The sequence below is a fragment of the Stenotrophomonas maltophilia group sp. msm4 genome, assembly GCF_032025605.1.
In the GTDB taxonomy this organism is placed as follows: Bacteria; Pseudomonadota; Gammaproteobacteria; order Xanthomonadales; family Xanthomonadaceae; genus Stenotrophomonas; species Stenotrophomonas sepilia.
In genome coordinates, this window is sequence record NZ_JAVSKK010000001.1 from 1493082 (window position 1) to 1517685 (window position 24604).

20 protein-coding genes are annotated in these 24604 nt (G+C 66.8%); 11 read left to right on the forward strand and 9 right to left on the reverse strand.

Annotation, left to right across the window (positions count from 1 at the left end):
• Window positions 1-14 precede the first annotated feature (14 nt).
• Together ROV93_RS07090 and ROV93_RS07095 are read right to left on the reverse strand one after the other, a co-directional pair.
• Window positions 15-1055 carry a ribonucleotide-diphosphate reductase subunit beta gene (locus tag ROV93_RS07090; protein WP_061479853.1) on the reverse strand — a complete coding sequence of 347 codons (1041 nt, stop codon included), beginning with the start codon at window positions 1053-1055 and terminating at the stop codon, window positions 15-17.
• Window positions 1056-1125: 70 nt separating this feature from the next.
• Complete coding sequence (locus ROV93_RS07095; protein WP_072167520.1) at window positions 1126-3489, reverse strand: ribonucleoside-diphosphate reductase subunit alpha; 2364 nt, start codon at window positions 3487-3489, stop codon at window positions 1126-1128.
• 431 nt (window positions 3490-3920) lie between these two features.
• Between ROV93_RS07095 and ROV93_RS07100 the strand changes: the two genes are divergently transcribed.
• Both ROV93_RS07100 and ROV93_RS07105 read left to right on the forward strand, forming a co-directional pair.
• Window positions 3921-4898 carry a zinc-binding dehydrogenase gene (locus ROV93_RS07100; protein ID WP_072167519.1) on the forward strand — a complete coding sequence of 326 codons (978 nt, stop codon included), beginning with the start codon at window positions 3921-3923 and terminating at the stop codon, window positions 4896-4898.
• A 233-nt stretch (window positions 4899-5131) separates the two neighbouring features.
• A complete protein-coding gene (locus tag ROV93_RS07105) occupies window positions 5132-7759 on the forward strand; it encodes a TonB-dependent receptor (RefSeq protein ID WP_072167518.1) in 2628 nt (875 codons plus the stop codon).
• A gap of 65 nt (window positions 7760-7824) precedes the next feature.
• Here ROV93_RS07105 and ROV93_RS07110 read toward each other — a convergent pair whose 3' ends face one another.
• Window positions 7825-8631, reverse strand: a complete 807-nt coding sequence (locus tag ROV93_RS07110; RefSeq protein WP_072168117.1) for an FHA domain-containing protein — start codon at window positions 8629-8631, stop codon at window positions 7825-7827.
• A gap of 125 nt (window positions 8632-8756) precedes the next feature.
• Between ROV93_RS07110 and ROV93_RS07115 the strand changes: the two genes are divergently transcribed.
• The 3 genes from ROV93_RS07115 (at window position 8757) to ROV93_RS07125 (ending at window position 10846) form a co-directional block, all read left to right on the forward strand.
• Window positions 8757-9032, forward strand: a complete 276-nt coding sequence (locus ROV93_RS07115; protein ID WP_005417302.1) for a polyhydroxyalkanoic acid system family protein — start codon at window positions 8757-8759, stop codon at window positions 9030-9032.
• A gap of 81 nt (window positions 9033-9113) precedes the next feature.
• Window positions 9114-9605 (forward strand): phasin family protein, encoded by a 492-nt coding sequence (locus ROV93_RS07120; RefSeq protein ID WP_005417304.1) that lies wholly within the window; start codon window positions 9114-9116, stop codon window positions 9603-9605.
• Between the two features lie 236 nt (window positions 9606-9841).
• The gene (locus tag ROV93_RS07125) at window positions 9842-10846 is read left to right on the forward strand and encodes a restriction endonuclease (protein WP_072168118.1); all 1005 of its coding nucleotides are present in this window, start codon (window positions 9842-9844) and stop codon (window positions 10844-10846) included.
• Window positions 10847-10988: 142 nt separating this feature from the next.
• On the opposite strand, the gene ROV93_RS07130 is transcribed toward ROV93_RS07125, so the two are convergent.
• From ROV93_RS07130 to ROV93_RS07145, 4 genes are all read right to left on the reverse strand, one after another.
• Window positions 10989-11381, reverse strand: coding sequence for a type II toxin-antitoxin system HicB family antitoxin (locus tag ROV93_RS07130; RefSeq protein WP_005417308.1), 393 nt, complete (start codon window positions 11379-11381; stop codon window positions 10989-10991).
• An 8-nt stretch (window positions 11382-11389) separates the two neighbouring features.
• Window positions 11390-11572 (reverse strand): type II toxin-antitoxin system HicA family toxin, encoded by a 183-nt coding sequence (locus tag ROV93_RS07135; RefSeq protein WP_072168179.1) that lies wholly within the window; start codon window positions 11570-11572, stop codon window positions 11390-11392.
• 94 nt (window positions 11573-11666) lie between these two features.
• Complete coding sequence (hutC, locus tag ROV93_RS07140; RefSeq protein WP_072168119.1) at window positions 11667-12395, reverse strand: histidine utilization repressor; 729 nt, start codon at window positions 12393-12395, stop codon at window positions 11667-11669.
• Window positions 12396-12422: 27 nt separating this feature from the next.
• The gene (locus ROV93_RS07145) at window positions 12423-13793 is read right to left on the reverse strand and encodes a formimidoylglutamate deiminase (protein ID WP_180890643.1); all 1371 of its coding nucleotides are present in this window, start codon (window positions 13791-13793) and stop codon (window positions 12423-12425) included.
• A 67-nt stretch (window positions 13794-13860) separates the two neighbouring features.
• Here ROV93_RS07145 and hutI point away from each other — a divergent pair, with 67 nt between their 5' ends.
• The 6 genes from hutI (at window position 13861) to ROV93_RS07175 (ending at window position 22990) form a co-directional block, all read left to right on the forward strand.
• Complete coding sequence (gene hutI, locus ROV93_RS07150) at window positions 13861-15084, forward strand: imidazolonepropionase (RefSeq protein WP_072168180.1); 1224 nt, start codon at window positions 13861-13863, stop codon at window positions 15082-15084.
• Window positions 15081-16622, forward strand: coding sequence for a histidine ammonia-lyase (gene hutH / locus ROV93_RS07155; protein WP_072168121.1), 1542 nt, complete (start codon window positions 15081-15083; stop codon window positions 16620-16622). Before hutI ends, hutH begins: the two co-directional genes overlap by 4 nt.
• Entirely contained in the window at window positions 16619-17473 is an 855-nt protein-coding gene (gene hutG / locus ROV93_RS07160) for an N-formylglutamate deformylase (RefSeq protein WP_072168122.1), read from the forward strand. Before hutH ends, hutG begins: the two co-directional genes overlap by 4 nt.
• A complete protein-coding gene (gene hutU, locus ROV93_RS07165) occupies window positions 17470-19137 on the forward strand; it encodes a urocanate hydratase (protein ID WP_072168123.1) in 1668 nt (555 codons plus the stop codon). The genes hutG and hutU overlap by 4 nt, the downstream gene beginning before the upstream one ends.
• A 110-nt stretch (window positions 19138-19247) precedes the next feature.
• Window positions 19248-20684 (forward strand): serine hydrolase domain-containing protein, encoded by a 1437-nt coding sequence (locus ROV93_RS07170; protein ID WP_072168124.1) that lies wholly within the window; start codon window positions 19248-19250, stop codon window positions 20682-20684.
• 194 nt (window positions 20685-20878) lie between these two features.
• On the forward strand, window positions 20879-22990 hold the full coding sequence (locus ROV93_RS07175; protein WP_072168125.1) for a TonB-dependent receptor: 2112 nt from the start codon (window positions 20879-20881) through the stop codon (window positions 22988-22990).
• A gap of 46 nt (window positions 22991-23036) precedes the next feature.
• On the opposite strand, the gene ROV93_RS07180 is transcribed toward ROV93_RS07175, so the two are convergent.
• Together ROV93_RS07180 and ROV93_RS07185 are read right to left on the reverse strand one after the other, a co-directional pair.
• A complete protein-coding gene (locus tag ROV93_RS07180; protein WP_053497341.1) occupies window positions 23037-23555 on the reverse strand; it encodes a hypothetical protein in 519 nt (172 codons plus the stop codon).
• A 195-nt stretch (window positions 23556-23750) separates the two neighbouring features.
• Complete coding sequence (locus ROV93_RS07185) at window positions 23751-24530, reverse strand: hypothetical protein (protein WP_072168126.1); 780 nt, start codon at window positions 24528-24530, stop codon at window positions 23751-23753.
• Between the last annotated feature and the right edge of the window lie 74 nt (window positions 24531-24604).

Consider the following 24604-nt stretch of genomic DNA (forward strand, 5'->3'; position numbering starts at 1 on the left):
GCGCGGCGCCGGGCTCAGAGATCGTCGAAGCCGTTGTCGACATTGGTCTTCTTGTAACTTGCATTGCGCATCTCGAAGAAGTCGGTCTTGGTTTCGGTGAAGTTGTCGGCGTAGGCCTTGATCCACGGCATCACGTTGTCAGTGGTGTCGCTGTACAGGCGCTCGATCCCGAGCATGCCGGCCATCTTGTTGGCGCGGTACTTCACGTAGCGCACCATCTCGTCCACGTCGATGCCATCGATGCCATCCAGCACCTCCGACGACCACTGCGTCTCAAGCTCGATGGCATGTTCGAATGACTGGTGCACATAGGCGGTCAACTCATTGGTCTGCAGCTCGGGGTTTTCGCCGATGATGGCGCGGATCAGCTCGCTGATGAACTTGGTATGCGCCAGCTCGTCGCGATTGATGAAGCTGATGATCTTGCCGGTGCCGTTCATGCGGTTCTGCCGCACCATGTTGTAGAAGTACGCAAACCCGGAATAGAAGTTGATGCCCTCCAGGATCGAGGACTGGATCAACGACTTGAGCAGGGTCTCGGCGGTCTTCTCGCGCATGAAATCGTCATACGCGCCCATGATCGGGGCATTGCGCTTGATGATGGTCGGGTGGGTGCGGGCGATCTCGAAGATCCGGTTCTGGTTCGGCAGGTCGGTGATCGAGGCCAGCACGTAGCTGTAGCTCTCGTTGTGGATCACTTCCTGCTGGCCGATGATCGCCGCGTTGGCGTGCGCGGCCGGATCGGTGATGTACTCGGCCACGTTGTAGATGAAGCGCGTCTGCGGCGAATCGAGCGTGGCCAGCAGGCCGATGATCGAGTCGTAGGCGTTCTTTTCGCGCCCTGACAGCTCTCCGTACTGGCGCGCATCCAGCTTCATGTCCACTTCGTCGGGAATCCAGAAGTTGGTCGACAGCTCCTTGTAGGCCCGATAGAACGACGGGTACGGGATATCGTTCCAGTTGAGGATGCCGCTGGTCTGGCCGTTGATGATGCCGGTGCTGCGGTTGGGATGGCGTGGTTCGAGTATCTTGATGCGATCGAGGGGGGTTGCCATGGTTTATGCCTTCGTTCTCTTTCCTTCGTGTTGCCGGCCAGCGGCCGGCACTACCGTGGGCCGCCGGTGGTCAGCTTGAACACCACTCGCATTCGCTGATGTCGATGTCGTTGGAGCGCACGTAGTAGGTGGTCTTCAGGCCTTCGCGCCAGGCGCTCAGGTGCAACTCCAGCAGCGTGCTGGCGCGGATGGTGCTGGGCACGTACAGGTTGAAGCTGATCGACTGGTCGACATGGCGCTGGCGGCGCGCGTTCTGGCGCACGCTGGCGAACTGGTCGACCTTGTAGGCACCCTTCTCGTAGTACGGCCAGGTCTCCAGCGACAGACCCGGCGCCGCCACCGGCCGCCGGAAGTCCTTCTTTTCCTCGTAGTAGAACGCGCTGTAGATCGGGTCGATGGAGGCCGTGGAGCCTGCAATCTGCGCGGTGCTCATGTTCGGCGCAACTGCAAGCAGCCAACCGTTGCGCAGGCCATGCCTGGCGACTTCGCGGGCCAGGCTGTCCCAGGCCGCGCCGCTGTAGCCGCGGTCACGGAAGTAGCGTCCGTTGTGCCAATCGCTGCCGGCGAACATGGGGTAGCTGCCCTTCTCCCGCGCCAGTTGCGCGCTGGCCTGGATGGTCAGGAAGTTGATGCGTTCGTAGAGACGGTCGGCCAATGCTTCGGCATCCGGAGATTCCCACTGGATCGCCTGCTGCGCCAGCAGGTGGTGCCAACCGAACGTGCCCAGGCCGATGGCACGGTACTTGTGGTTGGTGATCGTGGCCTGCGGCACCGGCAACGCGTTGAGGTCGATCACGTTGTCGAGCATGCGCACCTGGATCGGGATCAGGCGCTCCAGCACATCGGTGGCCAGCAGGTCATCAGGTGCACTGATCGCCCGGCCGAGGTTGATCGAGGACAGGTTGCAGACCACGAAGTCACCGGCACGGCGCGTGGTGACGATCTGGTCGCCGCTGACGATCTCCTGGATCATCCGCGTCGGGCTCATGTTCTGCAGGATCTCGGTGCACAGGTTGCTGGAATAGATCATGCCCGCGTGCTTGTTCGGGTTCCTGCGATTGACCTCGTCGCGGTAGAACAGGAACGGGTTGCCGGTTTCCAGCTGGCTGAGCATGATCCGCTTGAACAGATCGATGGCCTTCACCGTGCGGCGGCTGATGCGCTCATCGGCCACCAGCTCGGCATAGCGGTCGCGGAAGCTGCCCGAACCGCGCTTCTCATCGTAGAAGTCCTGCAGGTACCAGCCCTTGGCCTGCTTCACCTCGTGCGGGTCGAACAGGTACCAGTCGGCGCGGCGTTCGACCGCTTCCATGAACAGGTCGGGTACGCACACCGAGGTGAACACATCGTGCGCGCGCAGGCGCTGGTCACCGTTGTTGAGGCGCAGGTCCATGAAGGCTTCGATGTCGCGGTGCCAGATGTCCAGGTATACCGCCACCGCGCCCTTGCGCTGGCCAAGCTGATCAACCGACACCGCCGTGTTGTTGAGCTGCTTGATCCACGGCACCACGCCACCGGAGGAATTGGCCACACCGCGGATCGGCGCGCCGCTGCTGCGCACGTAGCCCAGGTAGGCGCCAACACCGCCGCCGTGCTTGGACACGCGCGCGATATCGGTGTTGGAGTCATAGATGCCCTGCAGGCTGTCGTCCACCGTGTCGATGAAGCAGCTGGACAGCTGGCCGCCCACCTTGCCGGCGTTGGCCAGGGTCGGCGTAGCCACCGTCATGTACAGGTTGGACAGCGCCCAGTACGCCTCGCCGACCAGCTGCATGCGGCGTTCGCGCGGCTTTTCCTCCTGCATCAGGTACAGCGCAATGGTCAGCCAGCGCTCCTGCGGCAGCTCATAGACCTCGCGGCTGCGGTCGCTGGCCAGATAGCGCGTGGCCAGCAGGTACAGGCCGTTGTAGGCGAACAGGCGGTCGCGTTCCGGATCGATCATCTCACCGGCCTGCTGCAGCTCTTCCTTGGAATAGCAGCGCAGGATGTCGTTGCTGTAGATGCCACGATCGGCGAGGCTTTCCTGCAGGCCCACGTAGGAGCCGTACTTCAGGCTGACATCGTAGAAGCGGTTGCGGCTGGCACGCTTGTACAGGCGACGCAGGTAGATGCGCGCGGCGAACTGTTCCCACTCGGGCGCGACCAGGTCCACCCGCGATTCCGCCTCGCGGATCAGCAGATCGACCAGGTCATCGGCGCTGATGCTGGGCTTGCGCTCGACCATTGCCTGCACCACGCGGCGGTAGTCGCTCACATCCAGCTGCGGGAACTCGGCATGCACGGCATCGATGCTGCCCTGCAGCCGCTCAGCGTCGAACGGCAGGCGGCGGTTGCCGGCCTCCTTGGTGATCCAGGTCGGCACGCGCTCGCCACCAGCGCGCAAAGCGTCGCCGGCGCCGGCCAGATCGGCCGCGCGGAAGGTACTGTCGGTCATGGTGGTGAAACTCCAGGCTCGCACGCGCTTTGGCGGTCGATGCCATGGCGGCCCTGGACGCGATACCGGCGCACGGGGCAAACGGGTGGATTGCCAGGGTGCGGGAACGGAGGTCGTCGGCATCTGCCTGCGCCTGCGGCCGGTATCCGGGCCGTGGGGGCGACCTGCGTCCGCACGGTGGCGGCCGCGTCGACACGGCAAGCCTTCAGGGGCGGGCCGTGGGACGTTTGCTGCATGTCCGGCGGCGGCGGCTGACCGGGGGTGACGGCCACAACATAGTGGGGATGACTCGAACCGTCAACACAAGATGCGGTAATCACGACATGCCGCGACGATCAGTCGCAGGATGCCGTGTTGCAGCAGCGACGCCTTGTCGACATGCCCTGCGTCCCCAGTTCGGTACAACATCCACTTTCCCCGGAACACCGCCCATGCGCGCTGCCCAGTACTCCTCCTTCGGCAACCCGGCCGACGTCCTCGCCATTGCCGATGCCGCCCTGCCCGAACCCGGTCCCGGCGAGGTGCGCATCCGCACCGTGCTGGCCTCGATCCACAACCACGACCTGCTGACCGTGCGTGGCCTCTACGGGTACAAGCCGACACTGCCTGCGATCGGTGGCAGTGAAGCACTGGGCGTGGTCGATGCACTCGGCGATGGCGTGGACGGCCTGCAGATCGGCCAGCGGGTTGCCGCCGCCTCGGTGCACGGTACCTGGGCCGAAGCGTTCATTGCACCGGCACGCATGGTGATTCCGATGCCGGAGGCGATCCCGGACGAGATGGCCGCACAGCTGATCGCCATGCCGCTGAGCGCGCTGATGCTGCTGGAGTTCCTGCACGTCGAAGCAGGCCAGTGGATCGTGCAGAACACCGCCAACGGCGCGGTCGGCAAGTCGCTGGCGATGCTGGCAAAGGCGCGTGGCGTGCATGTGGCCAACCTGGTGCGCAACGCCGCTGCCGTGGCGCAGTTGCAGGCGCTGGGCATCGATCATGTGTTCGACACCTCGTTGGACGGGTGGAAGGATCGCGTTCGTGAAGCGACCGGCGAAGCACAGGCGGCGGCCGCCGTGGATTCCATCGGCGGCGACGCCAGCGGTGACCTGGTCGACCTGCTCGGCCACAACGGCACGCTGGTGTCGTTCGGGGTGATGAGCGGCGAACCGATGCGCGTCCCGGCCGGCGGCCTGATCTACAAGGAAGCCACGGTGAAGGGCTTCTGGGGCAGCAAGGTCAGCCAGGCGATGGCGGTGGAAGACAAGCGCCGGCTGGTGGGCGAGCTGCTGAAGCGTGCTGCTGGCGGCGAGCTGACGCTGCCGGTGGAGCAGATCTTCGCGCTGGACGACATCGCCCAGGCAGCGAAGGTCGCAGGAGGCTCGGGCCGCAACGGCAAGGTGCTGCTGCGGCCGTGATGGGCTGGCATTGCCTTCTGTAGAGCCGAGCCATGCTCGGCTGCTTTCCGGTCAGTGTGCGCAGCCGAACGTAGGCTCGGCTCTACAGGAGCGTGCGGACCAAATGCTCCGCACTCCTCGCTCCGTTCATTAAGAACCTGTGCTGTATAACTGAATGCGCTTTCGTCATTGGAAGGCGCATGTACCTGCGTGCGGTACTGACGGCTCCTCCCCCGTTTGGCGTTGTCGCTTCCATGTACCGCACCACCCTGAACCTGCTAGCCGGCGCCATTGCGCTGAGCCTCACCGCCGGCGCTGCCGGCGCCGCTGAATCGGCCGATACCGGCAAGGACAGCACCACTCTCGGCACCGTGCTGGTGACCGGCTCCAACATCAAGCGCAGTGATACCGCCGGGCCGAACCCGGTGCAGATCGTCAGCCGCGAACAGATCGAGCAGACCGGCCGCTCCACCCTTACCGACGTGCTGCGCAACCTGTCGGCCAATGCCGGCAACAGTTTCGATGAGCAGTACACCGGCAGCTTCGCCGCCGGCTCTGCCTCGATCGGCCTGCGTGGCCTGTCACCGAAGAACACGCTGGTGCTGGTCAACGGCTACCGCGTGTCCAACTTCGGCTTCGCGCTCAATACCCAGGACACGTTCGTCGACCTCAACGCGTTGCCGATCAGCGCCGTCGAGCGCATCGAAGTGCTCAAGGACGGCGCCTCGGCGGTGTACGGTTCCGATGCCATCGCCGGCGTCATCAACATCATCCTGCGCAAGAACTTCCAGGGCGTGGAAGTGGGTGGCGGCTTCGGTACCGCCACCGAGGGCGGCTTGAACGAACGCAAGGCCAACCTGTTGGCCGGCTTCGGCGACCTGGAGCAGCAGGGCTGGAACGTGCTGTTCGGCTTGGACCTGCTCAAGCGTGATCGCCTCGACGCCGACCAGCGCGCCTATACCCGCAGCGGCGATTTCCGCGACAAGCCCGGCGGACGCCTGGCCGGCTGGCCCACCGCCGGTGGCAACTGGCTGAGCAACCCGCGTGCACCGCAGCCGTTCGCGAACTGCCCGGATGGCAGCCAGCTGCGCCCGTACAGCGACTTCGGCAGTACCCTGCCCGGCCAGGCCTGCGCCTTCAATGCGCAGCCGTTCAAGACCCTGCAGCCCGGCGCCGAGCGCCTGCAGGCCTCGTTGAGTGCAACCTACCGCTTCAATGACAGCGTCGAAGCGTTCGCCGACGTGCTGTACAGCCACAACAAGGCCGACCAGATCTTCAGCGCGCCGCTGACCGTCGGCCCGGGCCTGCGCGCGTATAACCCGGCCACCGGCACCCTGATCGACGTGCCGGCGGTGCTGCCGGTCGGCCACCCGAACAATCCGGGCAGCACGCCCCTGCCATTCGAGTACACCTTCTTCGACCTCGGCCCGCGCCTGAAGGACAACACCCAGGTGTTCTACCGTGCACTGGCCGGCGTGCGCGGCAGCGGTGAACGCTGGGACTGGGAAGTCGCGGCGCTGACCTCGCAGAGTGCGCAGCGCGAGTACGTCGACAATTTCGTCAACCGCTACGCGTTCGAACAGATCCTGCGCGATGGCAGCTACAACTTCCTCAACCCGTCCAGCACGCCGGGGGCACTGGATGCACTGCGCCTGCAGACCAAGCGTCCGGGCTGGTACAAGCTGCATTCGTTGAACCTGAAGGCCTCGACCTCGCTGTGGGAGCTACCGGCCGGTGCGATCGGCTTCGCCTGGGGTGCAGAGTTCCGCAAGGAATCACTGGACGCGCGCACCAGTGCACAGGTGCTGTCGGGCACCGAACTGCGCCCGGCCATCAACGTGGTGAACGGCGAGCGCCAGGTCAGCGCCGCCTACGCCGAACTGAGCGTGCCGCTGCATCGCACGCTGGAACTGCAGGTTGCGGGCCGCGGCGACCACTACGACGACTTCGGCAAGGCGTTCTCACCGAAGGTGGCGCTGCGCTGGCAACCGCTGGACAGCCTGCTGCTGCGCGGCTCGTTCTCCCGCGGCTTCCGTGCACCGTCGCTGCCGGAAATCGCACCCGGCCAGACCGTCAGCTATGGTTCGGTGATCGATCCGCTGGATCCGCTGCAGCCCGGCGGCAGCCGTGGCATCACCAACATCCGCACCGGCAACCCGGACCTGAAGGCCGAACGTTCGCGCAACTTCAACCTGGGTGCGGTGTGGTCGCCGGATGGCGATACCAGCATCGGCCTGGACTGGTACCGCATCGAGCAGGACAACCTGGTCAAGCCGGACAGCGCGCAGTTCATCGTCGACAACCCGACCCTGTTCCCGGGCCGCGTGCAACGTGATGCGCAGGGACGCATCCAGTTCATCACCAACCAGTACGCCAACCAGGGCGAGTTGACCACCTCGGGGCTGGACCTGGACGCCAGCCGTACCTTCCGTACCGACGGCTGGGGCACCTTCACCGTGGCCGGCAGCTGGACCCACCTGCTCAGCTTCAAGCAACCGCTGGTGGCCGGCCAAGCACCGTATGACGGCGCCGGCAACAACCGCCACGGCGCGCTGCCTCGCACCCGCGGCACCACCTCATTGAACTGGGCGGTGGGCGACTGGAGCAGCACGCTGAGCCTGCAGTACGTAAGCGGCTACGACCAGCGCGTGGCGACGGCGACCAGCAACCCGGGGCTGCGTGACCGCGTCAAGCCCTATCACCAGCTGGACCTATATGTGGCGTACGAAGGGATTCCCAACACCACGCTGTCGCTGTCGGCGCTGAACCTGACCGACAAGGACCCGCCGTTCGACCCGGCTGGCGGTTCCAACGGTTTCGACATCAGCCAGTACAACCTGCGCGGGCAGTTCGTCTCGCTGGGTGCGCGCTACCGGTTCTGATTGCCACTGTAGAGGCGCGGCCCGCGGGGGGGGGGGTGGGGGGCCCCCCGCCCCGCCCACCACCGTCAGCGCGCGCCGAACCAGAGCAGCAGGCTGAGCAGCGCGGCCAGCAGCAGCGCACTGACCAGCAGCCACGGCCAGCGCCGCACCCTGCGCGGCGCAGCCGGCAGCACCGGCGCCTGTTCCACGTCCTCGCCCGACTCGTCCTCGACCGGCAACGACCGTCGGCGCGGATCATGCGGCACTTCCAGCACGAAACGGTGCTGGCCATCGAACACCACCTGGTCGCCGGCCTGCAGCCAGCAATGGCGCACGGCCACGCCATTGACGCGGGTGCCGTCGGCACTGCCGAGGTCGCGCAGCAGCACGCGTTCGCCGTGCACTTCCACGCGGGCATGCTGCTCGGCAAAAGCCGGGTCATCGATGGCGATGTCAGCCTCGTTGCCACGCCCGATCAGGCGGGCCCGCGACAGGGTGAAGCTGCGGCCATGATGGAGGCCGCCGACACCGCGCAGCAGCCGCTGCTGCTGGTCGCTGCCATCTTCGGTTTTCGGCGCAGGCGCCTGCAGCAGGCTTTCGACCTCGCCCTGCAGGACCATCTCCACGCCATCCACATACACCGCATCGCCTGCACGCAGCAGGGCCATCCTGCGTACCGGGCGACCGTTGACGTGGACGCCGCGGATGCCGTTGCCGACCTGCAGCCAGAGGCCGCGATCATCCATGCAGAACTGGGCCAGCAGCAGTGCGCCGTGGCCGGGATCTCCGAGCCGCACGCTGCCGTTGGCCTGGCGCACGATGCGCTGCACCCCGGGCCGCAAGGGCTGGTCGGGCTGTTGTTGTTGACTGAAGTGAACAAGCAGGTTCTGCACGCGGCGCAGACTAGCAGGTTGGTCGCCAACGAAGAAGAACCCACGATGAGTGCTTGGCGCGGCGGCCCTTGATGCGCACAATGCTTGCCCTCTTCAACCTACCCCGCCCTGCGCCAGGAGCCTGCATGTCCACCATCGATGTCCGCCACGCCCACGCCCTGCCCGATGCACAGGCGCGCGCCGCGATCGAACAGGTCGCTGCCAAGCTGTCCGAGCGCTTTGGCCTGAAGTCGTCCTGGACCGCCGACGTACTGAACTTCTCCGGCAGCGGCGTGGACGGTGCGATCGAACTGCAGCCGGGTGCCGTGCGCGTAACCGCCAAGCTGGGCTTCCTGCTGTCGGCGATGAAGGGCATGGTCGAAGGCGAGATCCAGCGTGTGCTGAAGGAAAAGCTGGGCTGAACCCCGGCGGCGGCCGTCACGGCCGTGCAACGCCGGTGCGCGCTACTCTCGGGGTCAGGCCCAACTCCCACGGGAAGTGCGATGAACCACTACGAGAACGACGACCGCCGCAACGACGATGCCTCTTTCAGTGACCAGGCCGAGCGCTTCTCGCGCAAGCTGAGCGATTCGGCCCAGCAGGTCTGGCTGGCCGGGTTGGGTGCGCTGGGTCGCGCCCAGGCCGAGGGCAGCCGCTTCTTCGATGGCCTGGTGAAGGAAGGCGAAGCCTGGGAAGCCCGCCGCCGTGAACGTAACGGCGACCAGGGCCCGGGCTGGCGTGACAATGTCGAGACCTCGCTGGACGAGGCCCGCGAGAAGGCCTCCGGCACCTGGAACAAGGTGGAGAAGGCCTTCGATGACCAGGTGCAGGGCGTACTCAAGCGCCTACATGTACCCACCGCCGACGAAGTGACCGCACTGGAGGCCCGCATTGATGCCCTGCACGCGCGCCTGGCCAAGCTGGAAAACCGCGCCGCGTCCGGCACCGACGCCCCTGCTCCGGGCAGCCATCAGTCGCCGGACAGCGTGCCCTGAGCGCAATTGTTGCAACGCAATAAAAATTGATTGACAATCGCGAGCAACCCGCCAATCGCTTCGGCTGCCGTTTGTTCCCTCCCCTCACGGCTTCAGGATTGGCGGGTTTTTCGTGCCCGCTGTACGCCGATCTGCGCGCTCCATCACGCTTTCTGTCAGGAACATCCTGACCCGGCCAGGCACCGCGACCTTTACACTGTCGTTCTCCGCTTTCGCCCCTTCCGCCCTACTCCTGCATGCTCCCCTGGATCCTGGCCCTGCTGTCGGCCCTGCTTAGCTGTTTCCTGGCCGTTGTCTATCTGTGGTGGGTCAAGCGGCGGCAAAAGGAGATGCAACTCGGCCTGCAGGCCCTGGCGGGCATGCATTGGCGCGAATTCTCGGTTCTGGTCAAGCGCATGCTGCGCGAACAGCGCGGCCTGCGTGAACTGATCGATCCGGCGGAAGAAGCCCGCGAGCCAAGCAGCGATTTCATGCTCAGCGATGGCCCCAACCACTGGCTGGTGTCGTGCAAGCATGGCCTGGCCTACCGCATCGGCACCGCCGCAGTGAACGAGCTGGGTGCGGCCGCGCGCCTGGCCGGTGCCAAGGGCGGTGTGCTGCTGACCGAAGGCCGCATCGAGCGCGGCGGCCGCAGCGCAGCCGAGAAGCAGGCGGTTGAAGTGCTGGACGGCCCGCGCCTGTGGCCATTGCTGCAGTCTTACCTGCCCGGCGACATCGAAGCACGCGTGCGCGCCAGCGCCCGGCACGAAGCGCTGCGCCGCATCGCCATCGCCGCACTGGGTTCGGCAACGCTGGGGCTGCTGGTTGGCCTGGGCCTGCAGGGCCTGCGTGTGGAAGAGGCCGCGCCGGTTGCTGCGGCACCGGTGGTGGCGACGCCTTCAACCGCGCCTGCGGCGGAACCTGCTGGCACCGCGGCAGTGCTCCCGGCCGCCCCTTCACCCGCGGCTGCCGTCGCCCCGGCGGCCGACGCGCGCAGCAATCCCAATCCGGATGCGGCCACGCTGGAGCGCTTCCAGGCCGATCTGGCCCGCGCCCTGGCCGGCAAGCCCGGCATCGCCAGCGGTGTCTGGCTGACCCGGCAGACGCTGGCGATCAACCGCACCGGTGAACTGGAAAAGGTCTGGCCGCAGGTCTGTGAGGAAGTGCTGCACTACCCTGCCCTGCGCAACGTGCGCATCCAGCTCAACGCCCGCCCCGGCGTGGATGAACCCGTACGCTGGCGGCAGTGCGCTACGTATTGATGGGGCAACATCCACGCATGGCGTGGATCTACTGAATCCCGCGCCATGCGTGGATGCCTTTGCAGAGTCGAGCCACGCTCGACTCATCGCGCAACGCGCGAACAGCAGCCGACCATGGGCTGGGCTCTACAAAGGCGCCCGCTCAGCCCAATGCTGCGAGATGGGCGATGTAACTGGAGCGGGATTCGCCGGCCGCCCTGGCCTGCGCATCCAGCCTGGCCAGGATGCGACGCGGCAGGCTGATGTTGACCCGCTCGATGGTGTCGTCCAGCAGAGATGGATCAATGCAGATGTAGGCAAGAATCCAGGCCGTACCACTGGGAGCCTCGGCGACGATCTTCTGTGGCGCAGAAGGACTGGGAATCGAGCGCCCCTCATCCAGGGCCGCATCGATCCAGGCAAGCGCAGACTCCTCGGCCGCGCTGAGTGCATCGTCAAGCGTGTCGGCTGCCGAGAAGCACCCCGGCAGATCGGGAACGATGACCCCCCACGCGGTGCGTTCATCGCCGGCCTCAATCAAGACTGGATAGCGCATGGGACCTCCTACGTCAATCCTGCGAGCTTCCGCAACGCCTGAACCAGCCCCTTGCCCAGATCCTTTCTGGGGTGAGGCACGGTGATGATGTGAGGCCACTGCGGGTGCACGAATACATGATGGGATCCGCGAATCCTGCAACAGGTCCAACCTGCCGCCTCCAGATCCCGGATGAGGTCCCTGCTCTTCATGCAGGGACGATACACATCGTACACACGCACCAACAGAGTTCAAGACGACAGCCGTACCGGACCAGTAGATCCACGCCATGCGTGGATGGCATCCCTAGCGAGCGCCCGGCGCGAAGCGCGCAACCAGGTCCCAGGCATCCCCCAGGAACACCTGCCGCACGCGGGTGATCGGCTGTTCACCGCGCCAGGTCAGGCGCTCGATCACCAGGCATGCGGTGCCCGGCTTCACCTCCAGCAGCCTGGCGGTAGCGGTATCCGCACCCCAGGCACTGATGCGATGCTGCGCGCGCGTCCAGGACACGTTCTGCAGCAGCCAGCTGCCCGGCGCGGTGGTACTGAAATCGACTTCCAGTACCTCGGGCACGCCCACCGGACTGATCAGGCGATGCTCCAGCGCCAGCGGACGGCCATCGGCCAGGTGCAGGCAGCGCATCGCCAGCAGCTTCTCGCTGCCGGCCAGCTCCACTTCACCGGCATTGCCGGTGTCGGCCAGGCGCAGCTCGCGCTGCAGCAGGCGGTACGCGTACTGATGGCCGCGCGAACCGACCTCCATCGCGATATCGGGAATCTCCAGCGCCACCTGTTCCAGGTGCGGCGGCTGACGCGCCACGAATGAACCGGCGCGACGGCGGCGCTCGATCATGCCGCTCTCGGCCAGTGCGGTCAGCACCTTGTTCACCGTCATCCGCGAGCAGCCGTATTGCTCCATCAGCTCGTGCTCGTACGGAATACGGAAGCCCGGCGCCCACTCTCCGCTGAGGATGCGGCTTTCCAGATCGCTGCGGATACGCTGGTTGAGCGTGGCGGACTTGCTTGCCTTCACGTAATGAGGTCCCGGTGGCGGAGGCGATCAGCCCAGCACGCCGCGCAGGGCGGCGGCGAAGGCGGTGGTGATCGCCTCGCGCTGCAGGTGGCGGCCCTCGGCCACGCACTGGCGGCCATGGCGCCAGACCGATCGCAGCGCGCCATTACGTGCGGCGAACACCCAGCTGTCAAGCCATGCGTCATCCTGTCGCGCCTGCAGCGCCGGGTGCGCGGCGTCCAGTTCGACCAGGTCGGCACTGGCACCGACCTGCAGGCCAGCGGCCACGCCCAGCGCCTGCGCTCCACCGCGCAGTGCGCCTTCGAACAGGAAACCACCGGTGCTGCGGGTGGCATCCGGCGCCAGCACGTTGCGTCCGCGCAGGGTCAGCCGCTGGCCGTATTCAAGCAGGCGCAGTTCTTCAGCTGCATCGATCAGCACATTGGAATCGGAACCGACACCGAAGCGCCCGCCCTCGCGGGCGAACGCCTGCATCGGGAACAGGCCGTCGCCCAGATTGGCTTCGGTGATCGGGCACAGGCCGGCCACAGCCTGGCTGGCGACGATGGCCGCGCGCTCGTCATCGGTGATGTGGGTGGCATGCACCAGGCACCAGCGCGCATCGACCGGTGCATGGTCGTACAGCCACTGCACCGGGCGCTGGCCGCTCCAGGCCAGGCAGGCCTCGACTTCACGCACCTGCTCGGCGATATGGATGTGCACCGGGCCGTCGGTCAACGGCAGCAACGCGCCCAGTTCCTCGCCGGTGACCGCACGCAGGCTGTGCGGTGCAATGCCGAGCACCGCATCGGGCAGCGCGGCCAACGCCGGCTTGGCGGCGTCCAGCAGCTGCGCGAAACCGTCCACGTCGTGGATCAGGCGGCGCTGCGCCGGATTCGGCGGCGCGCCACCGAAATCGGCATGCGCGTAGAACACCGGCAGCAGGGTCAGGCCGATGCCGGTCTGATCGGCCGCAGCGGCAATCCGCGCGCTCATCTCGGCGCGGTTGGCATAGGCATGGCCATCGGCGTCGTGGTGCAGGTAATGGAATTCGCCGACGCGGGTGAAGCCGCTTTCCAGCATTTCCATGTAGGCCTGGGCGGCGATGGCCTGCACCGCATCCGGGCGCAGATGGGCCAGGAAGCGGTACATCAGCTCGCGCCAGCTCCAGAAGCTGTCGCCGTCACCGCCGCCGATCTCGGTCAGGCCGGCCATGCCGCGCTGGAAGGCGTGGCTGTGCAGGTTGGGCAGGCCCGGCACCAGGATGCCGACGCGGGTGTCACCGCCCTGCGCGGCCTGCCCCTTGCTGATTGCCGTGATGCGGCCGTCCCGCACCTGCAGGCGGACATCGCGGGCCCAGCCCTCGGCCAGCAGGGCGTGGGTAGCATGGAAACTGAGCAGGGAACGCGAATCGGACATGGCTGGACAACCCGAAATGGACGCCTATATTGTATAGACATATAAGCACAGCCGCGTTGTGGATGCCATGCACGTCGATACCCTCTGGTCCAACGTCCACCTGATCACCCTCGATGGCGAGGGCCTGGGTGTCATCCGCGATGGCGTACTGGCCTGCGCCGAGGGCCGCATCGTCCACGTCGGCGCTGCCGGCAGCGATGCGCACCTGCAGCCGACCACCCGCATCGACGGTGAAGGCCGCTGGATCTCGCCGGGCCTGATCGACTGCCACACCCACCTGGTCTACGCCGGCAACCGCGCCAACGAATTCGAGCAGCGCCTGCAGGGCGTCAGCTATGCCGAGATCGCCCGTGCCGGCGGCGGCATCGTCTCCACCGTGCGCGCCACCCGCGCTGCCACCCCGGAACAGCTGGCCGCCGAAAGCCGGCCGCGCCTGCTGGCGATGCGCGCCGAAGGCGTGACCACGATCGAAATCAAGTCCGGCTACGGCCTCACCCTGCCCGACGAGCGCAAGCAGCTGCAGGTGGCGAGTGCACTGGGCGAGGAATGCCGGGTCAACGTGGTGACCACCTTCCTCGGCGCACACGCGACTCCGCCGGGCCGCGAGGCACAGGAATACGTCGACGAGGTGTGCGAGGTAATGATTCCGGCCATTGCTGCCGAAGGCCTGGCCGAAGCGGTGGACGTGTTCTGCGAGAACATCGCGTTCTCGCCCGCGCAGGCGCGGCAGGTGTTCGAGGCCGCCCGCGCGAACGGGCTGGCGGTGAAGATCCACGCCGAGCAGCTGAGCAACCAGCACGGTGCCGAACTGGCGGCCAGCTTCGGTGCACTGTCGGCCGACCATATCGAACATCTGGACGATGCCGGCATCGCCGCGATGGCCGCCGCCGGTACCGTCGCCGTGCTGCTGCCTGGTGCTTTCTATTTCACCCGCGATACCACCCTGCCGCCGATCGCCGCGCTGCGTGCGGCCGGCGTGCCACTGGCGCTGGCCACCGACAGCAACCCGGGCACCTCGCCGCTGACCAGCCCACTGCTGGCGATGAACATGGGCGCCACCCTGTTCCGCCTGACCGTGGATGAGTGCATCGCCGGCTTCACCCGTGAAGCGGCGCGCGCACTGGGCCACGGCGAGCGCATCGGTCGCCTGGCCGCGGGCATGGACTGCGACCTGGCGATCTGGGACATCGATGCGCCCGCTGACCTGGTCTATCGCATTGGATTCAACCCGCTGCACGCGCGCGTGGTGCGCGGGCAGCCCGACCTGCCTGCCTCCTGGAGCAACACATGAGCAACACCCTGGTTCTTCGCCCCGGCCATGTCACTCTCGCCCAGTGGCGGCAGGTCTATCGCGGTGCGCCGCTCGCACTGGACCCGGCCGCCCTGCCGGTGGTACGCGCCAGCGCTGCGGCGGTGGCCGCCATCGTCGCCAAGGGCGCACCGGTGTATGGCATCAACACCGGCTTCGGCAAGCTGGCCAGCGTGCGCATCGAGCGCGAAGACCTGGCCACCCTGCAGCGGAACATCGTGCTCTCGCATGCCGCCGGCGTGGGCGAGCCGATGCCGGCCAGCGTGGTGCGGTTGATGATGGCGCTGAAGCTGGTCAGCCTGGCGCAGGGTGCATCGGGCATCCGCGAGGAAACCCTGCTGCTGCTCGAAGGGATGCTGGTCAAGGGCGTATTGCCCGTGGTGCCGGCACAAGGCTCGGTGGGTGCCTCGGGTGACCTGGCGCCGCTCTCGCACCTGGCCAGCGTGATGCTGGGCGTCGGTGAAGCCTTCATCGGTGACGAGCGCCTGCCGGCGGTCGATGCACTGGCACGTGCCGGCCTGCAGCCGATCGAACTGGGAGCGAAGGAAGGCCTGGCGCTGCTCAACGGCACCCAGTTCTCCACCGCCTACGCGCTGGCCGGCCTGTTCGAGATCGAGACCGTGTTCCAGGCGGCACTGGTCGCCGGCGCGCTGTCGGTGGAAGCGGCCAAGGGCTCGGACACGCCGTTCGACCCGCGCATCCACGCCATCCGCGGCCAGCGCGGACAGATCGCCACCGCCGCGACGCTGCGCGCGCTGATGCACGGCTCGGAGATCCGCGAATCGCACCGTGACAACGACGTGCGCGTGCAGGACCCGTACTGCCTGCGCTGCCAGCCGCAGGTGATGGGCGCGGCGCTGGACATCCTGCGCCAGGCTGCGACCACGCTGGAAATCGAAGCCAATGGAGTGTCCGACAATCCGCTGGTGTTCACCGATACCGGCGAAGCGTTGTCCGGTGGCAACTTCCACGCCGAGCCGGTGGCCTTCGCGGCCGACATGCTGGCGATGGCGGTGTGCGAGATCGGCTCGATCAGCGAGCGCCGCCTGGCGATGCTGGTCGACCCTGCGCTGTCCGGCCTGCCTGCATTCCTGACCCCGCGCCCCGGCCTGAATTCCGGCTTCATGATTCCGCAGGTGACCGCCGCCGCGCTGGTCTCGGAGAACAAGCAGCGCGCCTACCCCGCCAGCGTTGATTCGATCCCGACCTCGGCCAACCAGGAAGACCATGTGTCGATGGCCGCGCATGGCGCGCGCCGGCTGATGCAGATGGCCGAGAACGCCGCCAACGTGATCGGCATCGAGCTGCTGGCCGCTGCGCAGGGCTGCGACTTCCACGCCCCGCTGCGCTCCAGCGCCGCGCTGGAAACCGTGCGCGCCACCCTGCGTGCGCAGGTGCCGACGCTGGAAGAAGACCGCTACTTCCATCCGGACATGGTGACCGCCACGAATCTGGTGCGCAGTGGCGCGCTGGCGCAGGGCCTGACCGACCTGCTGCCAACCGTGGAGCCGCAGGCATGAATACCCATCCCGAATGGCTGACCGTGCACGAGGGCGACGCCCCCCTCATCGTCAGCTTCCCGCATACCGGCAGCGAGCTGCCGCACGACCTGATCGGCGACTACCACTCGCCGTGGCTGGCCCGTCGCGATGCCGACTGGTGGGTGCACGAGCTGTACGACTTTGTGCGTGGCATGGGCGCGACTACGGTGCGCTCGGCGATCTCGCGCTCGGTGATCGACCTCAACCGAGACCCCAGCGGGGTCTCGCTGTACCCGGGCCAGAACACCACCGGCCTGTGCCCGCTGACCACCTTCGACAACCAGCCGCTGTACCACGCCGGACGCGAACCGGATGATGCAGAAATCGCCCGTCGCCGCGACACCTATTTCCTGCCTTACCACGATGCGCTGGCTGCGCAGATCACTCGCCTGCGCGCGAAGTTCGGCACGGTGGTGGTGTACGACGCACATTCGATCCGCTCACATATTCCGCACCTGTTCGACGGCGAACTGCCGCAGTTCAACCTGGGTACCGCTGGCCCGTCCGGCGCGCCGGACACGTCCTGCGACAACGCGTTGAGCGACGTGGTGGAGAACCTGCTGAAGATCAGTGGCATGAGCCAGGTGCGCAACGGCCGCTTCAAAGGTGGCTGGATCACCCGCCACTACAGCAACATCGCCGGCGGTGTGCACAGCCTGCAGATGGAGCTGGCCTGCCGCGGCTACATGCACGAACCCCTGCCAGATCAGGTGGACGAGCACAGCTGGCCCACCCCGCTCGACCCCGACCACGCCGCACCGCTGCGCCACACCCTGGCGCAGGTGCTCAACGCCTGCCTCGAATTCGCTACGAACCGGAGCGCCGCATGACCCGCAACGACCCGTCCCGCACCCTCGCCGCGCCGACCGGCACCACGCTGAACGCCAAGAGCTGGCTGACCGAAGCGCCGCTGCGCATGCTGATGAACAACCTGCACCCCGATGTGGCCGAGCGCCCGCAGGAACTGGTGGTGTACGGCGGCATCGGCCGCGCCGCACGCGACTGGGAGAGCTTCGATGCCATCGTCGAAACGCTCAAGCGCCTGGACGACGACCAGACCCTGCTGGTGCAGTCGGGCAAGCCGGTGGGCGTGTTCCGCACCCACGCTGATGCGCCGCGCGTGCTGATCGCCAATTCCAACCTGGTACCTCGTTGGGCCAACTGGGACCACTTCAACGAGCTGGATAGGAAGGGCCTGGCCATGTACGGCCAGATGACCGCAGGCAGCTGGATCTACATCGGCGCGCAGGGCATCGTGCAGGGCACCTACGAAACCTTCGTGGAAATGGGCCGCCAGCATTTCGGTGGTGACCTGACCGGCAAGTGGCTGTTCACCGGTGGCCTCGGCGGCATGGGCGGCGCACAGCCGCTGGCCGCGGTGATGGCGGGCGCCTCCTGCCTGGCCGTGGAGTGCCGCAAGAGCAGCATCGACATGCGCCTGCGCACCGGCTACCTGGACACCTGGACCGACAATCTGGATGAAGCGCTGCGCCTGATCGACGAATCGTGCAAGGCCGGTACGCCGAAGTCCGTGGGCCTGCTCGGCAACGTCGCCGACGTGCTGGCCGAACTGCTCAAGCGCGGCGTGAAGCCGGACCTGCTGACCGACCAGACCTCCGCGCACGACCCGGTAAACGGCTACCTGCCGCAGGGCTGGACCGTCGAGCAGTGGGACGAAAAGCGTGTTTCCGCCCCCAAGGAAGTGGAAAAGGCTGCGCGCGCGTCGATGGCCAACCATATTCGCGCCATGCTCGGCTTCCACGCACTTGGCGTACCGACCGTGGACTACGGCAACAACCTGCGGCAGATGGCGCTGGAAGAAGGCGTGGAGAACGCGTTCGACTTCCCCGGGTTCGTGCCGGCCTACATCCGCCCGCTGTTCTGCCGCGGTATCGGCCCGTTCCGTTGGGCCGCACTGAGCGGCGATCCGGAAGACATCGCCAAGACCGATGCCAAGGTGAAGGAACTGATTCCGGACAACCCGCACCTGCACCGCTGGCTGGACATGGCTGCCGAGAAGATCAAGTTCCAGGGCCTGCCGGCGCGCATCTGCTGGGTCGGCCTGGGTGATCGTGATCGACTCGGCCTGGCGTTCAACGAGATGGTCGCCAACGGCGAACTGAAGGCGCCGGTGGTGATCGGACGTGACCACCTGGACAGCGGCAGCGTGGCCTCGCCGAACCGCGAAACCGAAGCAATGGCCGATGGCTCCGACGCGGTGTCCGACTGGCCGCTGCTGAACGCCCTGCTCAACACCGCCAGCGGCGCGACCTGGGTCTCGCTGCACCACGGCGGCGGCGTCGGCATGGGCTTCTCGCAGCACGCCGGCATGGTGATCGTGTGCGACGGTACCGAGGCAGCGGCGAAGCGGATTGCCCGCGTGCTGTGGAACGACCCGGCGACCGGCGTCATGCGCCACGCCGATGCGGGGTATGACATCGCGATCGACTGTGCGAAGGAAAAGGGACTGGATCTGCCGGCGATCCTGGGCTGATCGCAGGGGTGCCGGCCCGCGGCCGGCTCTCCCTGATGCGGGAATCGGTGCCCTTGACCCGCTCTTCCGTCGTGACCACCATGCGCCATCACCGCTGATGGATCACCGCGATGTACCGCACCTTTGCTGCTGCATTGCTCTGCGTCCTGTTCGCTGCTCCGCCCGCATCAGCGAATGATCTCTCCGCCGGCCTCTCTACCCAGCTCGACGCCCAACTGCAGGTCAACCGCGAGCGCTACGGCATTGCCGGCCAGGCGGTACTGGTCGCCCACAACGGCCAGGTGCTGTACCAGGGCGCCAGCGGCGAATGTGATCGCGCTACGCACACACCTGCCACCGTCGATTCCATCTTCGCCGCACAGTCGATGGCCAAGCTGCTGACCAGCACACTGGTGATGCAACTGGTCGATCAGAGCAAGGTGGATCTGGATACACCGGCCAGCCGCTATGTGCCGGACCTGCCTGCAGCATGGCAGGCAATCCACGTGCGTGATTTCCTCAACCACAGCTCCGGCATCGGCGAGTACTACGACCGGGTGGATAACCGCTGGGTGAGCACGGGCTACCCCGGTGTAGCGCCTGACCTTGGCACTGCGCTGAAGGTGGCCGGCGCTGCACCGATGCAGTTCGCCACCGGCAGCCGCGTGCAGTACACCCAGGCCAACTACCTGGTGCTGACGGCGTTGCTGGAAGCGCACTACCGCAAGCCCTACCCGGCCATCGCGCGCGAACGCATCCTGCAGCCATTGAAGATGGCCAGCACCTCGTGGGGCGTTGCCAGCGTGCCGGCCCGGCGCGCGGCGGTGCCGTACATCGGCAAGGATGGCCAACTGCAGCCTGCCAATGAAGATCCCTGGCCGGACTACGGCTGGGGCCATGCCGATCTGCAGACCACCGTGGGCGACATGAACCGCTTCCTGCAGGCGCTGGCGACCGGCACGCTGGTGCGCACGGCGACCCTGGAAAAGTTCTGGCAGCCGCAGAAACTGAGCGGTGGCGGCAGCAATTTCTTCTCCACTGGCTGGGACACCACCCGTAGCGACGGCTATACCCAGGTCGGCCATGATGGCGGCACCCGTGTACGTGCGCGGCTGGCCTACAAGGGCACGCTGGCCGACGGCTACTGGGTGTTCGTGTACCTGACCAGCGGCAGCGCCCGCAATGTCTGGTCCAGTACCTTGGTGGAGAGCACGATGGCGATGGCCGCGCCGCAGGAGTTTCCGCACGCGGTGCTGTCCGAGCGGCTGGTTGCGTATGCGCTGGATGATGATGCAGGCGCCGCCCAGGCGATACGCAGCTGGTTGCGCGATAACAACCGGGTGACGGGCAGCGAGCTGGAACGTGCGATCAACGCCAGCGGCTATGCCATCCGCCAGAGCCTGGGTGCACGCAGGGCGTTGAAGGTATTCGCCCTCAACACCGAGCTGTATCCGGATTCGGCCAATGTGTGGGACAGCCTGGCCGAGTGTCATGCGGCATTGGGCGAGAAGGAAGCAGCTGATCAGCTCTACGCAAAGTTGAAGACGCTGGCGAAACCCTCGCCATAAACCCTGCTGTAGAGCCGAGCCCATGCTCGGCTGCTCTTCGTCGCGATGGCAGACAACCCGCGCTGCACGCGATTAGCCGAGCGTGGGCTCGGCTCTACAGGAACACCGCGGGCGGCCATACGCCGCCGGTGGGTGACGTGGCGCCACCAACCTGTTAACTTTCGCGCCACCTTACCGGTTTACAGCATTTCCGCATGTCGCTTTCGTCGTACCGCCCCACCCCGTCGCTGTTGTTCCTGGCCGTTTCCCTCGGCCTCGCCTCCACCGCCGCTGCAGCCCCGCAGGCCACCACGCTGGATGCGGTGCAGGTCACCGCTGCTGGCGATGCCAGCGCGCAGGCGCGCGAGACGCTGAAGCGGGTGCCCGGCGCCAGCAACGTCATCGACGTGGCCAATGCCGACAGCCGACTGTCCTCCAGTGCGGATGTGCTGGCCTATCAGCCGGGCATCAGCGCGCAATCGCCGGGCAACGAGGGCACCAGGATCTCGATCCGTGGCTCGGGCATCAACCGCGGGCCGGGCGCGCATGCCTCAGGCATTGCGGTATCGATCGACGGCCTGCCACTGACCGGCCCGGGTGGCACGCCTTACGAACTGCTGGAACCCCTGTGGCTGTCGCGCGTGGAAGTCCTGCGCGGCGCCAACGGCTTCGAGCGCGGCGCGCTCGCGCTGGGCGGTGCCATCGACTACGTCAGCCGCAGCGGCCGTGATTCGGCGGGCGTGCAGCTGCACTACGAAGCCGGCAGCCGTGGCTACCAGAAGCGCGGCCTCAGCTGGGGCGGCGTCAACGGAGATGTCGACTACTTCCTGGCCTACACCGATACCGAGTTCGACGGCTACCAGCGCCATGCGCACGGCGACGGCAAGGGCGCGATGGCCAACATCGGCTGGCAGATCACGCCCGACCTGCAGACGCGCTTCTTCGTGCGCTACCGCGAAACCAATCACGAAACGCCCGGTCGCTTGACCCGCGACCAGATCCGCAACGATCCACATGCCGCGAATGCGGCCAACCTGGCCATCGATGCGCGCCGCCCGCAGCCGGGCAGCACCTGGTTGGGCAATGTCACCACGCTGCAGATCGATGAGGACTCGTCGCTGCAGGCCGGGCTGGTCTACCACTCCTACCCGATGGACTTGAACGAGAGCCTGTACCGCCAGCAGCTGGACTACGCCAACCTCAACGCCACGCTGGACTACCGCCGCCGCCACCGGCTGTTCGGCCTGGACAGCGAGACCACGTTCGGCCTGCGCGTCACCCATGACCTGGATGCCGATGTGCGCGAGTCGCTGCGCTTTGCCAGCAACGGCTATGCCGCCGGCACGCGCACGCGCGACTTCCGCCACCACGGCACCGACAGCACGCTGCACGTCAGCAACACCCTCACCTTCAATGACCGCCTGCGCATGCAGGCTGGGCTGGCACTGATCAACACCCGTCGCGATGTGCAGGTGACCTGGCCGAGCAGCGGCGGCCGCCTGCGCGAGCACGACTGGGACTACGCACCGCGACTGGGCTTTACCTGGCAGCACAGCGCGCAGACCCAGTGGTTCGGCAACCTCAGCCGTTCGGTGGAGGCACCGCACCCATGGTCGATGATCTGGGGCTCGAACCAGTACTTCGGGCCGGGCAATGGCCCATCCACTGGCCGCCAGCGCGCGCCGGTGCCGATGCAGAACCAGACCGCCACCACGCTGGAACTGGGCGCGCGCGGTGACGCGGCGCTGGGTCGCTGGGAACTGACCGGCTACTACGCCCACGTGAACCACGAACTGCTGAGCGTCGAACTGCAACCGGTGCCGAACCTGTTCATCGCCGAGAACAATGCCAGCCCCACCGTGCACCGCGGTATCGAAGCCGGATTGGACAGCACGCTGTGGCAGGCTGCACCGGGCCGCCTGTCGCTGCGCCAGGCGTATACCTTCAGCGATTTCCGCTACCGCCACGATGCACGTTTCGGCAGCAACCGCCTGCCCGGCCTGCCGCGCCACGCCTACCAGGCCGAGCTGCGTTTCGATCATGCATCCGGCCTGTACGCGGCGCTCAATACCGAATACGCCTCGCGCATCGCCGTGGACTACGCCAACAGCTACTGGGCCGACAGCCATGTGATCTTCGGCAGCCGCATCGGCTACGACGCACCCGGTGGCCGCTGGCAGGCCTGGGCGGAGATGCGCAACCTAGGCAATCGCCGCTACGCCGCCACCGTCACGCCGGGCTATGACGACGCCGGCAAGGATGTCGCGCGTTCGACGCCGGGCGAAGGCCGCGGCGTCTACGCGGGCGTGCGCTGGCGCTTTGAGTGATTGCTGCAGGCGGCGCCGGGTGTGATCCGGCGCCGTCGTTCCAGGGTCAGCCGATACGCCAGGGCGGCAGGCGCTCGCTGCGCTTCCAGATGGAAGGCGCGAAGCCGACCAGCACCAGTGCCGCCAGCCACTTCGGCGACGTACTCAGCAGCGTCGAACCGAGCGAGCCGCCGCCGGGTGCGAGCGGCTCCTGCCACGGGTTGTAGCCCAGGTAGACGACGCTGCCAGCCCACCACAACAACGCCAGGCCGATGCCCACCAACAGCAGGGCCAGGGTGCGGCAGGTCCAGCGCTGCGAGGTGGTTCCCCACTCGCGGGACACCGCTACCAGCAGACCCACCACCAGCAGCGACACCAGTGCCACCAGGCCGATATCGACCTTCGGTCCAATGCGCTCATAGGCGCAGGCACGGCATTGCGTCTCTTCCGCGGCAGTGGCGGCTTCAGCGCCATCGCCCTGCCCGGCTGCCGGCTGCGCCAGTGCTGCAAACGGCAACAACACCGCCAGCAGCGTCACCATGATCCAACGAAACAACGTCCTGTTCCTGCGTGCAGCGACATCCATGCGCTCTTCCTCGTCAGTGGTTGTGTGTCTCAGTGGGCGTTCGGCCATCCAGCGCCCCGGTTTCCGAAGCAGTATGACAAGCTCCCGATAGGTGAAACCGCCAGGACACGAATCCTCGGCGACCGCGATCATAGCCCACTGTTCATTGCGGCTGAAAACCGGTCGGGACCGGGCCATATGAAGGGAGCAACCGCATTACAGCCCCTGGATGACCTGCAGCAGATGGCTTGCACCTGGCACGAGTTCCTGAGCAAGCCACCCCAGCACCGCGAAGAACAGCAACAGGCCGATCAGCGGCCAGACCGTGTGCGACACGCATACCCGCCACCATCCCTGCTCGTGCATGCCCTGCATGCGTCGGTACAGGCCGCCGGCGATGGCCGCGTCCACCAGCAGTTCGGCCATCAGCACCGGCGCCGACCACACCACCCATACGCTGGCCAGCAGGACGGTCGCCACCAGCGCGACGATGCCGAGGATGGCCAGCAGCGGCAGGCCCGCTTCGTCTTCAGCCAGCCCGGTCAACGGCAGCTCTCCGGCATCGCCACTGCTCACCGATGCCGGCCCGTTCCACGAGGCCGACGCACCGCCACCGCCGGAACGGCCGCCGGCGCCGCTCCACGGTGATTCCACGGCACTGCCGCGAGGGGATGGGCAGCCACCGCCCACATCCGGCGACAGGCCATCCAGCACGTTGTCCCAACGCCAGCGGATCCAGATCCACATCAGCAGCAGGAACACGCCGTAGGCCAGCACTACGGCCATCGGGTAGCGAAACCACATCGCGTCGATACCGGCCAGGCGCAGCAGGTGCGAGGCAAGGAAACCGGCCGCACCGGTCAGGGCGACGATCAGTGCCATCTGCAGGCGTGGCCAACCGCGCTGCTGCAAGTGCCTGCGCGCACGCACGACTTCGCTGCCGCGGTTCATCGGCAATGTCAGTGGGCTGCGTGAAAAGTGGCGCGAGCGCTTCATGCCGCCGCCAGGGGGCGGGAGGCATCGCGGCGAGGGACCTCGGGAACCTGATGCTGCATGCGGACATCCTTGCC